Source organism: Roseibium algicola, assembly GCF_001999245.1.
Classification (GTDB): domain Bacteria; phylum Pseudomonadota; class Alphaproteobacteria; order Rhizobiales; family Stappiaceae; genus Roseibium; species Roseibium algicola.
The window spans coordinates 5,478,909-5,493,186 of sequence record NZ_CP019630.1 but is presented as its reverse complement, the minus strand read 5'-3'; the positions used below and the strand labels follow the sequence as shown (position 1 = coordinate 5,493,186).

Genomic DNA, 14,278 nt, shown 5'->3' with positions numbered 1-14,278 from the left:
AATTAAGCCTCTTCAAGTTCGGTCAAGGTACCGAGAAAATCCTTGGGATGCAGGAACAGCACAGGTTTGCCATGCGCCCCTATCTTCGGCTCACCGTCGCCAAGTACCCGGGCCCCATCTGCCAGCAGCTTGTCGCGCGCGGCAATAATGTCATCGACCTCGTAGCAAACGTGGTGAATGCCACCTGAGGGGTTCTTTTCCAGGAACTTTGCAATGGGAGAATTCTCGCCAAGTGGCTCAAGCAGCTCGATCTTGGTGTTCGGCAAGTTGATGAACACCGTGCTGACGCCGTGGTCCGGCTGCTCTTCCCTGGCTGAAACCTCTGCACCGAGAGTGTCCCGGTAGACTGCCGTTGCTGCTTCGATATCCGACACCGCAATGGCGACGTGATTGAGCCGTCCGATCATTTGCAAACCTCCGCTGTCAGCGGCCACTCAGGCCGCCGCGATGACTATAGTTGGGTCACCATCACCTTGCAGAGCGTCTTTTTGCCCCAGACGTTCAGGATCTCGGACCGGGCTGCACGGCGCGCAGCCTCCGCAACCAGATCCTTGTCCTTGCGCCGGTTCTTCGGGATGCTGGTAACAGCGCCCCTGACAGCCTTGATGACGATGTCCTCCATCGGATCACCTTCATCATCCGTGTCCGGCAAGCCCAACAGGACAACATTGGGGTCGTCCAGCAGCTCCCCGGATCGGTTGACCACCAGCGCGATCACCGCAGCGCCCGCAAACGAAAGCTTGCGCCGTTCCTTGACGCCGGTGACTTCCGGATCGTCCAGGATATCGCCGTCTTTCACCAGGATGCCTGACGGCGCCTCGTCGATGATGCCGGCACGCCCCGCACTCAGGCGGATGATGTCCCCGTTCTTGCCGCGCACCACTTCAGGCACCCCGAGGTCCTTTGCGAACGCGGCGTGGGCGGCAAGATGCAACGGTTCCCCGTGGACGGGAAGCACGACTTTCGGCTGGACCAGTTTGTAAAGCTGCTCCAGCTCGCCCCTGCGCGGGTGACCGGACACATGCACAAGGGCGTCACGGTCGGTGATGATGTCGACATCCTTGTCGGCAAGGTTGTTCAGCACCTCACCAACGGCTTTCTCGTTGCCGGGGATCGTGCGCGAAGAAAAGATGACCATATCGCCCTTTGACAGCGCGATGTTGCGATGGTCGCCGGCTGCGATCCTGGCGAGGGCAGCGCGGGCTTCGCCTTGCGATCCCGTGCACAAAAGCACGGTCTTTTCCCGCGGCAGGTAGCCATAGGCCTCTTCATCGTGAAACGGCTTCAGTCCATCCAGATAGCCAAGCTCTCCGGCAACCTCGATCACCCGGTGCATAGAGCGGCCGACAATCACCATGTCGCGGTCGTTCGCCGCGGCTGCTTCCGCAATCGCCCGAATGCGGGCGACGTTGGATGCAAAGGTGGTGACCGCAATTCGCTTGCTGGCCTTTGCCATAACTTTTTTCAGCTCGACGGCAACATCTGCCTCGCTGGGGCTGACACCGTCACGAATTGCATTGGTACTGTCACAGACAAGCGCCATCACCCCTTCCCGGCCGAGCTCGGCAAGCCGGTCCAGATCGATGGGAAGGCCGACGCCAGGCGTCCTGTCGATCTTCCAGTCGCCGGTGTGCAGAACCATGCCGGCAGGCGTGCGGATCGCCAGCGCGCAGGGCTCCGGAATGGAGTGCGCCATCGCAACAAATTCGACATCAAACGGACCAATCTTGTGGCGCTCGCCCTGCTTCACCACCGTCACCGGAACCTCTTCTGCTCCCGGCTCGCTTTCCGTCTTGGCTGCGAGCAGACCGGCAGTGAAGGCCGTTGCATAGACCGGTACCTTCAGGAAGGGCCACAGATGCAGGATCCCGCCGTAATGGTCTTCATGTGCGTGGGTAATCACCATACCGGCGATATTGTCGACTTCATCTTCCAGGAACTTGATGTCCGGAACGACTACGTCGATGCCCGGAAGCTCCGGTCCGGCGAAACTCACACCACAGTCGACGATCAGCCATGTCCGGTCATCTTCCGGACCATAGCCGTACAAACCGAGGTTCATGCCGATTTCGCCGACCCCGCCCAGGGGCAGAAACACGATGTCGTTGTTGTTGTTGTTTTTCTTGGCCGAAGCCATGGATTGCTCCTTTAAACGTCAGATCGGGCAACGGCCCGGCGCTCAAGCGCCAGGCAAAAACACATCACCCGCATAAATCGTTCGCTCACCGCCACCATCCTGTTTCAGGACCAGGTGGCCGCGCGCGTCCAAATCGGCAAAAGTGCCGGTAATTTCTTCCTGGGCAGTCCGAACCGTTATGGTCTTGCCCAGATGTGCCGCCCGTTTCAGCCAGGCTCGGCGAATTCCTTCAAAGCCGCCCGGTTGCTGCCAGCGAGACAGGTTGTCCGCCAGCGTCTCCGCAAGACATTCGAACAACCGTTCAGCTGTTACCTGATAGCCCAAGCTCCTGAGATCCGTCGCCTGATACAAGGACAACGGCGGGTGGGAAACACAATTGACACCGAAACCAAGGACAACTGCCTGCCGGCCATCGTTAAGCGTTTCAGCCTCCAGCAGGATGCCGGAAAGTTTCGAGCCCTCTACAAGCAGGTCGTTTGGCCATTTCAGGCTTACCAGTTGCAGTGTACCTGCGGCTTTGTCAACGGCTTCCGCCAATGCAACGGCAGCAGCAAGCGGCAATTCGCCGATCCGTTCAGCCGGTTTTGGGTCGATCAGAAGCAGGCTGGCGAACATGTTGCCTATCGGTGAGGACCAGTCACGCCCGCGGCGCCCACGACCTGTGGTCTGCTCGTCTGCCCTGATCCACAGATGACCGGCGTCCCCTTGCCGTGCCTTGTCGAAACACAGCGAATTCGTGGAGCCGACAGTTTCCAGCTCCACAAAGCGAAAGTCCGGCGCACCTGGCGCCGGACGTTCATGTCCATAACTTGTCATGCGATCGATCAGAACAGCGACTGGGCAGCAGAGCTGGCCGCGCTGACGATCTGTCCCGGTGCCAGCCAGAAGAAGATCACGAAAACACTCGACAGGCCCAGTACCACGCGCAGCTCCATCGGCATGGCCTCGAAACCTTCAACAGGTTCGTCGAAGAACATGACCTTGACGATCCGCAGGTAGTAATAGGCACCTACTACCGACGCGACCACGCCGATCACGGCCAGCGGGAAGAGACCGGCCTCGACGGCCGCGCTGAACACGTACCACTTGCCGAAGAAACCGACCAGCGGCGGAATACCGGCGAGCGAGAACATCAGCAGACCCAGCAGGATTGCCATCGGCAGGTTTGTCTGGGACAGTCCGGCCAGATCACCGATCTCCTCGACCATGCCATCCTTGCGGCGCATGGACAGGATGCAGGCGAAGACACCAAGCGTCATGCCCATGTAGGCGATCATGTAGAAAATGACGCCTTCGACACCTGTCTGGGTGCCGGCAGCAAGACCCACCAGCGCGTAGCCCATGTGACCGATGGACGAATAGGCCATCAGTCGTTTCAGGTTGTGCTGACCGATAGCCGCGAAGGCTCCGAGTGCCATCGATGCGATCGACACGAACACGATGATCTGCTGCCAGTCGTTGGTAACCGGCTGGAAGGCCTCGATCACGATCCGGACCAGCATGCCCATAGCAGCAACTTTCGGTGCAGCGGCGAGGAATGCGGTAACCGGGGTTGGCGCCCCTTCATAGACATCCGGCGTCCACATGTGGAACGGAACCGCGGAAATCTTGAAGGCAAGACCGGCAAGAATGAAGGTCAGGCCGATCACCAGTCCGATGGAAGCGCCATCGTGGGACAGCGATTCCGCGATACCCTCGAAGGCCACCTGCCCGGTGAAGCCGTAAACAAGCGACATGCCATAGAGCAGCATGCCCGACGACAGCGCGCCCAGCACGAAGTACTTCAGGCCGGCTTCGGTCGAGCGCACGCTGTCCCGGTTGATGGCGGCAACGACGTAGAGCGAAAGGCTCTGCAGTTCCAGGCCGAGATAAAGTGCGATCATGTCATTCGCCGACAGCATCAGCATCATGCCGAGCGTCGCAAGAACGATCAGGATCGGATACTCGAAATGGTCGAAGGACTGGCTCTTGGCGTAGGCCCAGGACATGGCGATGGCAAAGAACGAACCTGCCAGCACCAGCAGTTTGAGCAAGTAGGCGAAATCGTCCAGAACGAACGAACCGCCGAACGTTTCACCAAAGGCCGGCACGAACAGAAGCACCAGGAAGGTGCCGCCGAGCAGGCCCATTGCTCCACCGAAGACGGCGTAGCTGACGCGCTTGCCGCCAAAGGCGCCGATCATCAGCAGCACCATGGCTCCGAGGGCCAGGATGATCTCCGGCAGTACCGGCTTGAGATCTGGCAATAGGGTCAATTCAGACATAGCTCTGTCTCGTCCTCGAAACCTAGTGGGCCGCCGCGGCAGACGCTGCGTGCTGGACAACGCCAGCCGCGTCGAGCGCCGCGGTGTATTGATTGATGAGATTGTCGACCGCACCCTGTGTCACATCCAGGATCGCCATCGGATAGAAGCCGAAGAAGATCGTCAGGATGATCATGGGGATCAGGATAACCTTTTCCCTGAGGTTCAGGTCGAGGATCGACTTGAGGCTTTCCTTCTCCAGCGCGCCGAAGACGACGCGGCGATAGAGATAGAGCGCGTAGGCAGCTGACAGGATCACACCGGTGGTAGCAAAGAACGCCACCCACGAATTGACCTGGAACGCCCCCATCAGCGTCAGGATTTCCCCAACGAACCCGGAAGTACCTGGCAGGCCGACGTTGGCCATGGTGAAAATCAGGAACGCAACCGCATACTTCGGCATCCGGTTGACCAGACCGCCATAGGCAGCGATTTCGCGGGTATGCATCCGGTCGTAGATAACGCCTACACAAAGGAAAAGCGCACCGGAAACAATGCCGTGGGAAAGCATCTGGAAGATACCACCCTGCACACCCTGCTCCGTCATCGTGAAGATGCCCATGGTCACGTAGCCCATGTGTGCGACCGATGAATAGGCGATCAGTTTCTTGATGTCTTCCTGGGCAAGCGCCACCAGCGACGTGTAGATGATCGCAACCACAGACAATGTGAACACGAAGGGTGCGAACATGTCGGAGGCAAGCGGGAACATCGGCAGGGAGAAGCGCAGGAAGCCGTAGCCGCCGAGCTTCAGGAGCACGCCCGCCAGAATGACGGAACCGGCGGTCGGTGCTTCCACGTGTGCGTCCGGCAACCAGGTATGCACCGGCCACATTGGCATCTTCACGGCAAAGCTCGCGAAGAAGGCCAGCCACAGCCATGTTTGCATCCCGCCCGGGAACTGATGCGCCAGGAGCGCTTCAATGTTGGTGGTGCCTGCGTTCCAGTACATCGCCATGATCGCGATCAGCATCAGCACCGAGCCGAGCAGCGTGTACAGGAAGAACTTGTAGGATGCATAGACCCTGCGCGCCCCGCCCCACACACCGATGATCAGGAACATCGGAATGAGGCCAGCTTCGAAGAACACGTAGAACACGACCAGGTCCAGCGCGCAGAAGACGCCGATCATCAGCGTTTCCAGAACGAGGAAGGCAATCATGTATTCCTTTACCCGCTTCTGCACGCTGTCCCAGGAGGCCAGGATGCAGAACGGCATCAGGAAGGTCGTAAGGATCACGAAGAGGACGGAAATACCGTCAACGCCCATGCGGTAGCTGATGTTGCTTCCAAGCCATTCCCGGTGTTCCACGAACTGGAAGCCGGAATTGGCGTAGTCGAAATTGCCCCAGATGAACAGCGACAGAAGGAAGGTCACCGAGGTGGTCACAAGAGCGACCATCCGGATGTTCTTCTTGCTGCCCTCGTCATTCCCCGGAACTAGGAGAATGAAGAGCACGCCCAGCAGCGGCAAGAACGTCGTGAGTGACAGAATTGGCCAGTCAATCATTAGTGTGCACCCCCGCCGGTGCCTGCACCGGTGAACATCGACCAGGTGATAAGCGCAGCCACACCGATCAGCATCGCAAATGCATAGTGATAGAGATATCCGGTCTGCAGGCGGACGACCCAGGCGGTCACATTCTGAACACGGGAAGCAACACCGTTCGGGCCATACCCGTCGATCACGGTGCCATCGCCCTTCTTCCAGAGGACCCGGCCGAGCCACATGGCAGGACGGATAAAGATGAAGTTATAAAGCTCGTCGAAGTACCACTTGTTGAGCAGGAACTGGTAGAGGCCGGAATGGCGCTCCGCCAGCTGCTTCGGCATTTCCGGAGAGCGGATGTAGAACTGGTAGGCAACCAGGAAGCCGAGCACCATCATGACGAACGGGGACACCTTCACCCAGCCAGGAACTTCGTGCATGGCATGCAGGATGTGGTTGGTTTCACTGTTGAACAGTGCGCCCTTCCAGAACTCTGCATAACCTTCGCCGTAGAACGAACCGTAGAAGACCATGCCCGCCAGCACAGCGCCGATGGACAGGATGAACAGCGGCACGGTCATCACCAGCGGAGATTCATGTACGTGTTTCATCACATCGACAGGCGCACGCGGCTTGCCGTGGAAGGTCATGAACGTCAAGCGCCAGGAATAGAACGACGTCAGCGCAGCAGCGATAACAGTCATCCAGAAGCCGTAGAGGGCCATCGGATTGGCGTGTTCACCCACGGAACCGGCAAAGGCTGCCTCGATGATCGCATCCTTGGAAATGAAGCCGGCGAAACCGATATGGGTGAATGGAATGCCCACACCCGTAAGGGCCAGCGTTCCGATCATCATCGTCCAGTAGGTAATCGGAATATGCTTCCGAAGACCACCCATCTTGCGCATGTCCTGCTCGTCGGAAACGGCGTGGATCACCGAACCGGCGCATAGGAACAGCAGCGCCTTGAAGAAGGCGTGGGTAAACAGGTGGAAGATACCGATCGAATAGGCACCGACGCCAAGTGCAACGAACATGTACCCGAGCTGCGAACAGGTCGAATAGGCGATCACACGCTTGATGTCGTTCTGCACCAGACCGACAGTTGCGGCGAAGAAGGCCGTCGTTGCACCAAAGAACACGATGACCGTCAACGCGGTGTGCGAAAGTTCCATCAGCGGTGACAGACGAGCCACCATGAAGACACCGGCGGTCACCATCGTCGCGGCATGGATAAGCGCGGACACGGGTGTCGGGCCTTCCATGGCGTCCGGCAGCCAGGTGTGCAGCAGGAACTGCGCCGACTTGCCCATGGCTCCCATGAACAGCAGCAGGCAGACAACCGTCATCGCTGCATGCGGATCAAGATGGTAGCCGAGGAAAGTCATCACCTCGCCGTGCTCCTGGATGAAGGACGGCGCGTCGTTGAAGATGGTGGTGAACTCGATGCTCTGGAACAGATAGAAGACGCCGAAGATGCCGAGCGCAAATCCGAAGTCACCAACGCGGTTGACGACGAATGCCTTGATGGCGGCCGCATTTGCGGACGGTTTCTGATACCAGAAGCCGATCAGAAGATAGGAGGCAAGGCCCACACCTTCCCAGCCGAAGAACATCTGCAAAAGGTTGTCTGCCGTCACCAGCGACAGCATCGCGAAGGTGAAAAGCGACAGATAGGCGAAGAAACGCGGCCGATGCGGGTCATGGTGCATGTACCCGATTGAGTAGACATGCACGAGCGCGGACACAGTGGTCACGACGATCAGCATCACAGCGGTCAGCGTGTCGACCCTGATGGACCAGGACACCTTCAGATCACCGGTATCGATCCAGCGGAACAGATCGACGATCTGCATTTCCGAGCCGCCGAGCCAGAACCCGAAGAAAGTGATCCAGGACAGCAGCGCAGCGAGGATCAGGAGACCACTCGTAATATATTCACTGGTCTTGGCGCCGATGGCGCGGCCGAAAAGACCGGCGATCAGGAAGCCGATCAGCGGCAGGAACAGGATTGCGGAATACATCAGCTCCTACCCTTTCATCACGTTGACGTCTTCCACGGCGATGGAGCCGCGGTTCCGGTGGAAGACCACCAGGATCGCAAGGCCGATGGCGGCCTCTGCGGCAGCCACGGTGAGAACCAGCATGGTGAAGATCTGGCCCATCATGTCGCCGAGGAACGACGAAAAGGCGACAAAGTTGATGTTCACCGACAGCAGCAGCAGTTCGATAGACATCAAGATAACAATCACGTTTTTCCTGTTCAGGAAGATCCCGAAGATCCCGATCGTGAACAGGATCGCCGCGACCGACAGATAGTGCGACAGACCGATTTCCATGGGCGCCTCGCCGTGCTCCCCTCGTTTACCCCAACCGGAAACAGCACGGAGGAGCGTGCCGGTTCCCGGACTTTCTCGAAAACGCAACCAGGTTGCGTCAGATACCCTTGCCCGTTTCCACCTTGCGGACCTCAACTGAGGCTTCGCGGTTTCGCGCAACCTGGTCCGGAATGCTTTGACGTTTGACATTCGGCTTGTGGCGCAGGGTCAGGACGATTGCCCCGATCATGGCCACCAGAAGAACCAGGCCAGCGACCTGGAAGAAGTAGATGTACTTGGTGTAGAGCACAGACCCGATCGCCTGGATGTTGCTCACGTCGCTAAGTGCCGGCATCGGCTCTGCGCCATGCCCGAGAACACCCGGTGCAATGATCCAGGCCCCCAGACCCATCAGCAGCTCGACCATCAGGATCACGCCGACCAGCGCGCCGACCGGCAGATACTGCAGGAAGCCCTGTCGCAGTTCGACGAAGTCCACATCAAGCATCATGACGACGAACAGGAACAGCACCGCCACCGCGCCGACATAGACGACCACCAGAAGCAGGGCCAGGTATTCGGCGCCCAACAGAATGAAAAGACCAGCGGAATTCACAAACGCCAGGATCAGGAACAGAACCGACGTCACCGGATTGCGCGACGCGATCACCATGAATGCTGACGCCAGGGTGACGCCGGCAAACAGGTAGAAAAAGAGGGCTTTCAGGATCATTTCGAAGACCTGCCTGTCGTGTGGCCTTGCGGCCGGAAGTGCGGTGCCCGGCCGGATTGCCGGGCTGGAAACCATTGTTGGGTATGCTCCTAACGGTAAGGAGCATCCATTTCAATGTTACGGGCAATTTCGCGTTCCCAACGGTCGCCGTTCGCAAGCAGCTTTTCCTTGTCGTAGTAAAGCTCTTCGCGGGTTTCCGTGGCGAATTCGAAATTGGGGCCTTCGACAATTGCATCCACAGGGCAAGCTTCCTGACAGAAGCCGCAATAGATGCATTTGACCATGTCGATGTCGTAGCGCGTGGTACGGCGCGTGCCGTCGTTGCGTCGCGGTCCGGCCTCGATGGTGATTGCCTGTGCCGGGCAGATAGCTTCGCACAGCTTGCAGGCAATGCAGCGTTCTTCGCCGTTCGGATAACGGCGCAGGGCATGCTCACCCCGGAAACGCGGGCTCACCGGGCCCTTCTCGAACGGATAATTGACCGTTGGTTTCGGCTTGAAGAAGTAACGCATCGCCAGAACGAAGGCCGACACGAACTCCTGCAGAAACAGCGATTTGACGGCTTGACTAAGTCCCATCGCTTTTAGCCTCTCTTTCCTCAACCAGCCAGCTGACTGGCGGCCCAATAGCCGATGATCGGGAAACCGAACACCGGAACTCCAAAAATCAGTGCGCCCAGGAGCGCCTTGTGTCTGGCCGCGACACCACCGTCGCCGCCAGCTTGTCTGTTTTTCGTCTCCGCCGCCTGAAGCATACCCTTCAGGATCTTCCAATCGAGCCAGCCGACATAAAGACCGACAGCGGCACCGATTGCACCGGCGAGCGAGATCGTCACGCTGTGCCCGGTGCCCAGCCCATGATCATCAGGACTGCGGCGACGACAACGACCATCGCCAGCGACAGCGGCAGGAACACTTTCCAGCCCAGGCGCATCAGTTGGTCATAGCGGTAACGCGGAACCATTGCCTTCACCATGGCGAACATGAAGAAGCCAAGGAAACACTTCAGCAGGAACCAGACGATGCCCGGCACCCAGGTGAACGGTGCAAAATCGAACGGCGGCAGCCATCCTCCCATGAAGAAGATGCTCATAAGCGCGCACATCAGGCAGATGGCGACATATTCACCGAGCATGAACATCATGTACGGGGTTGAGCCGTATTCCACCATGAAGCCGGCAACCAGTTCCGATTCCGCTTCCGCAAGATCGAACGGCGGACGGTTGGTTTCAGCCAGTGCGGAGATGAAGAACACCACGAACATCGGGAACAGCGGCAGCCAATACCAGTTCAGGAACGACAGCCACGGCACACCCAGCATGTTGGCAAGACCGGTTTCCTGTGCCTGCACGATACCAGTCAGGTTCAAGGTGCCGGCACAAAGCAGCACTGTCACGATGACGAAACCGATGGAAACCTCATAGGAGACCATCTGCGCGGCCGAACGCAGCGCTGACAGGAAAGGGTATTTGGAGTTGGAAGCCCAACCACCGATAATCACACCGTACACTTCCAGCGACGACACTGCGAAGACGAAGAGCACACCGAGATTGATGTTGGCAATCACCCAGCCGTCGGCAACCGGAATAACGGCCCAGGCCGCCAGCGCCAGAAGCACGGATACCAGCGGAGCCAGCAGGAACAGAACCTTGTTGGATCCAGACGGGATCACCGGTTCTTTCAGAACGAACTTCAATAGATCGGCGAAGCTTTGCAGCAAGCCCCAGGGACCAACCACGTTCGGGCCGCGGCGAATCTGCACGGCAGCCCAGATCTTGCGATCCGCGTAAAGCACGTAGGCGACAATCACCAGAAGCACGACCATCAGCAGAATGCTCTGGAATGCCATCCAGAGGAACGGCCAACCGTAGGTCGTCATGAACTCAGCCATATCGGTCCCCTACCCCTTATTCTGCTGCTTCTGCCGCTCGCGTCTTGGCGAGCGCCGAGCACTCGGCCATCGTCTTGGACGCGCGAGCGATCGGGTTGGTCAGGTAAAAGTCGCGGATCACGTTGGCGAAGCCTGCGCTATCCATCTTGGCCTTGGCGTTGCCAAGCTTGGCGATATCGCCAGCATCACCTGCCTCGATCGCATCGATGCCCGTCATGTGCGGAACAGCTTCGAACAACTTTGAGCGCAATTCGGCAAGAGAGTTGAACTCAAGCGTCTGGCCAAGCACCGCGGACAATGCGCGAAGGATCGCCCAGTCTTCGCGGGCATCTCCCGGAGGGAACGCGGCCCGGTCGGCCATCTGGACGCGACCTTCGGTGTTGACGTAGATCGCGGATTTCTCCGTATAGGCAGCGCCTGGCAGGATAACGTCGGCGCGGTGTGCACCGCGGTCACCATGCGTTCCCTGGTAGACAACGAAAGCGCCTTCCGGAACTTCAACTTCGTCGACACCCAGCAGGAACAGCACGTCAAGTGCACCCGGCTCCAGCATGGACCCTGTGTCCTTGCCGCCCTCGCCCGGTACGAAACCGAGATCGAGAGCACCAACCTGGGACGCTTCGGTGTGCAGGATGTTGAAACCGTTCCAGCCGTCCTTGACGACACCAAGCGCCTTGGCGGCTGCAGCAAGCGTCGCGAGCACTTCAGCCCCATCCGGACGGTTCAGCGCGCCCTGGCCGATGATGAACATCGGGCGTTCGGCCTTTGCCGGAGCGTGGTTCACGAATTCCTTCAGGCTGTCCGGACCGGCACCCAGATAAGTTACCGGATAGGTCAGATCGGCATTTTCACCAATCAGGCCAATGGTCACGTCGCCTTGGACCCAACGCTTGCGGATGCGAGCGTTCAGAACCGGAGCTTCCTGACGCGGATTTGTGCCGATCAGCATGATCGCGTCAGCGTCTTCAATGCCCTGGATCGTGCTGTTGAAGAGATAGCTTGCGCGGCCGTTCTTCGGATGCAGCGGAGATCCCGGGAAACGGCTGTCGATGTTGGCAACGCCGAGTTTGTCCATCAGCGCCTTCAGCGCGAACATGTCCTCAACGCCTGCCATCTGTCCAGCCAGAGCACCGATTTTGTCGGCGCTCGCGCCTTTTACCTTTTCGGCGATGATCTGGAATGCTTCACCCCAGGAAACGGGCTGCAGCTTGCCGTCCTTCTTGGCGTAAGGCCGGTCGAGGCGCTGGGTCTTCAGACCGTCCCAGATGTAACGGGACTTGTCGGAAATCCACTCCTCGTTGACCTCTTCGTTGAGCCGCGGCATCACCCGCATGACTTCCTTGCCGCGCGTGTCGACACGGATCGCGGAACCGACCGCGTCCATCACGTCGATGCTTTCGGTCTTGGTCAGTTCCCACGGACGGGCGTGGAATTCGTAAGGCTTGTGGGTCAAGGCACCAACCGGGCAAAGATCTGCCACGTTGCCCTGCATTTCCGACGACAGGGCCGCTTCGAGATAGGTGGTGATTTCCGCATCTTCGCCACGGCCGACCAGACCCATGTCGGTGACACCACACACTTCCGTGGTGAACCGCACACAACGCGTGCAGTGAATGCAGCGGGTCATGATCGTCTTGATCAGCGGACCGATTTCCTTGTTCTCAACGGCGCGCTTATTCTCGTGGAACCTGGAACCGTCTACGCCATAGGCCATCGCCTGGTCCTGCAGATCACACTCGCCGCCCTGGTCGCAGATCGGGCAATCCAGCGGGTGGTTGATGAGCAGGAACTCCATCACGCCTTCGCGGGCCTTCTTGACCATCTCGGACTTGGTCTCGACCACCGGCGGCTCGCCGTTCGGGCCCGGACGAAGGTCCTTCACGCCCATGGCACAGGAGGCGGTCGGCTTGGGCGGTCCGCCCTTCACTTCCACCAGGCACATGCGGCAGTTGCCGGCGATAGACAGCCGGTCGTGGTAACAAAACCGCGGAACCTCGGCGCCCGCCTCTTCACAGGCCTGAAGCAGCGTGTAGTCCGCCGGGACATCCACTTCCTTGCCGTCGATGATGAGCTTCGTCATCCGTTGCTCTCCAAATCCCGTTCCGCTTACTCAGCCGCCACCATGGTCGAAGAAGACTTCGACTTGGCGACATAGTCATCGATGCGTTGCTCGATAACAGGCCGGAAATTCTTGATCAAACCCTGGATCGGCCAGGCGGCCGCGTCCCCGAGTGCACAAATCGTGTGGCCTTCGACCTGCTTGGTCACCTTGAACAGCATGTCGATTTCCTCATAGGAGGACTCGCCCTTGACCATTCGTTCCATCACACGCCACATCCAGCCCGTGCCTTCGCGGCACGGTGTGCACTGGCCGCAGCTTTCGTGCTTGTAGAAGTACGACAGGCGGGCAATGGCCTTGATGATATCCGTCGACTTATCCATCACGATCACGGCTGCTGTCCCCAGGCCGGATCCAAGGCCGCGCAGCGTGTCGAAATCCATCGGCGCGTCCTTGATCTGCTCTGCCGTGAGGCATGGAACAGACGAACCACCTGGAATAACCGCGAGAAGGTTGTCCCAGCCACCGCGGATACCGCCGCAATGCTTGTCGATCATCTCGGCAAACGGAATGCCCAGCTCTTCCTCGAAGGTCGACGGCTTGTTGACGTGGCCGGAAACACAGAAAAGCTTGGTGCCGGTGTTGTTCGGACGACCGAGCGCCGAGAACCACGCAGCACCGCGGCGCAGAATGGTCGGAGCAACCGCGATCGATTCAACGTTGTTCACCGTGGTCGGGCACCCGTAAAGGCCGACGTTTGCCGGGAACGGCGGCTTCAGCCGCGGCTGGCCCTTCTTGCCTTCCAGGCTTTCCAGCAGCGCGGTTTCCTCGCCGCAGATGTAAGCGCCGGCACCATGGTGGACATAAATGTCGAAGTCGTAGCCGTTCTTATTGTTCTTGCCGATCAAACCGGCGTCATAAGCCTGGTCGATCGCAGCTTGCAAACGCTCGCGCTCGCGGATGAATTCACCACGAACATAGATGTAGGCAGCAATGGCACCCATCGCATAACCGGCAACAAGGCACCCTTCGACCAGCGTGTGCGGGTCATGGCGCAGGATCTCGCGGTCCTTGCAGGTGCCCGGCTCGGATTCGTCGGCGTTGACGACGAGATATGCCGGGCGGCCATCGGATTCCTTGGGCATGAACGACCATTTCAGGCCGGTCGGGAAACCGGCACCGCCACGGCCACGCAGACCTGAATCCTTCATTTCCTGAATGATCCAGTCGCGCCCCTTGTCGATGAGGCCCTTGGTATTGTCCCACTGTCCGCGCTTCTTGGCGCCTTCCAGGCCCCAGTCGTGGAGACCGTAGATATTGGTGAAGATCCGATCCTGATCCTTCAGCAT

Annotated in this window: 13 protein-coding genes; all 13 read right to left on the bottom strand. The window is 59.0% G+C overall.

Going from position 1 to position 14,278, the window contains the following annotated elements; all coding sequences use genetic code 11:
* Positions 1-2 precede the first annotated feature (2 nt).
* Positions 3-407: a methylmalonyl-CoA epimerase gene (gene mce, locus B0E33_RS25490; RefSeq protein ID WP_006934701.1), complete on the bottom strand. Its 405-nt coding sequence runs from the start codon at positions 405-407 to the stop codon at positions 3-5.
* 44 nt (positions 408-451) lie between these two features.
* Entirely contained in the window at positions 452-2,137 is a 1,686-nt protein-coding gene (locus B0E33_RS25485) for a ribonuclease J (RefSeq protein WP_055654514.1), read from the bottom strand.
* 42 nt (positions 2,138-2,179) lie between these two features.
* Positions 2,180-2,953 carry a biotin--[acetyl-CoA-carboxylase] ligase gene (locus B0E33_RS25480; protein WP_075282115.1) on the bottom strand — a complete coding sequence of 258 codons (774 nt, stop codon included), beginning with the start codon at positions 2,951-2,953 and terminating at the stop codon, positions 2,180-2,182.
* A gap of 8 nt (positions 2,954-2,961) precedes the next feature.
* Entirely contained in the window at positions 2,962-4,401 is a 1,440-nt protein-coding gene (nuoN, locus tag B0E33_RS25475; protein ID WP_022998437.1) for an NADH-quinone oxidoreductase subunit NuoN, read from the bottom strand.
* 22 nt (positions 4,402-4,423) lie between these two features.
* Positions 4,424-5,950 carry an NADH-quinone oxidoreductase subunit M gene (locus B0E33_RS25470; RefSeq protein ID WP_022998436.1) on the bottom strand — a complete coding sequence of 509 codons (1,527 nt, stop codon included), beginning with the start codon at positions 5,948-5,950 and terminating at the stop codon, positions 4,424-4,426.
* Positions 5,950-7,953 (bottom strand): NADH-quinone oxidoreductase subunit L, encoded by a 2,004-nt coding sequence (nuoL, locus tag B0E33_RS25465; RefSeq protein WP_077292765.1) that lies wholly within the window; start codon positions 7,951-7,953, stop codon positions 5,950-5,952. The genes B0E33_RS25470 and nuoL overlap by 1 nt, the downstream gene beginning before the upstream one ends.
* Positions 7,954-7,959: 6 nt before the next feature.
* The gene (gene nuoK / locus B0E33_RS25460) at positions 7,960-8,268 is read right to left on the bottom strand and encodes an NADH-quinone oxidoreductase subunit NuoK (RefSeq protein ID WP_006934707.1); all 309 of its coding nucleotides are present in this window, start codon (positions 8,266-8,268) and stop codon (positions 7,960-7,962) included.
* 97 nt (positions 8,269-8,365) lie between these two features.
* On the bottom strand, positions 8,366-8,980 hold the full coding sequence (locus B0E33_RS25455) for an NADH-quinone oxidoreductase subunit J (RefSeq protein ID WP_031268414.1): 615 nt from the start codon (positions 8,978-8,980) through the stop codon (positions 8,366-8,368).
* A gap of 89 nt (positions 8,981-9,069) precedes the next feature.
* Positions 9,070-9,558 (bottom strand): NADH-quinone oxidoreductase subunit NuoI, encoded by a 489-nt coding sequence (gene nuoI, locus B0E33_RS25450; RefSeq protein ID WP_006934709.1) that lies wholly within the window; start codon positions 9,556-9,558, stop codon positions 9,070-9,072.
* 20 nt (positions 9,559-9,578) lie between these two features.
* A complete protein-coding gene (locus B0E33_RS25445) occupies positions 9,579-9,815 on the bottom strand; it encodes a hypothetical protein (protein ID WP_055654520.1) in 237 nt (78 codons plus the stop codon).
* Positions 9,812-10,870 (bottom strand): NADH-quinone oxidoreductase subunit NuoH, encoded by a 1,059-nt coding sequence (gene nuoH / locus B0E33_RS25440; protein WP_077292764.1) that lies wholly within the window; start codon positions 10,868-10,870, stop codon positions 9,812-9,814. The genes B0E33_RS25445 and nuoH overlap by 4 nt, the downstream gene beginning before the upstream one ends.
* A gap of 16 nt (positions 10,871-10,886) precedes the next feature.
* Positions 10,887-12,950, bottom strand: coding sequence for an NADH-quinone oxidoreductase subunit NuoG (nuoG, locus tag B0E33_RS25435; RefSeq protein ID WP_062488657.1), 2,064 nt, complete (start codon positions 12,948-12,950; stop codon positions 10,887-10,889).
* A gap of 26 nt (positions 12,951-12,976) precedes the next feature.
* The gene (gene nuoF, locus B0E33_RS25430) at positions 12,977-14,278 is read right to left on the bottom strand and encodes an NADH-quinone oxidoreductase subunit NuoF (RefSeq protein ID WP_022998431.1); all 1,302 of its coding nucleotides are present in this window, start codon (positions 14,276-14,278) and stop codon (positions 12,977-12,979) included.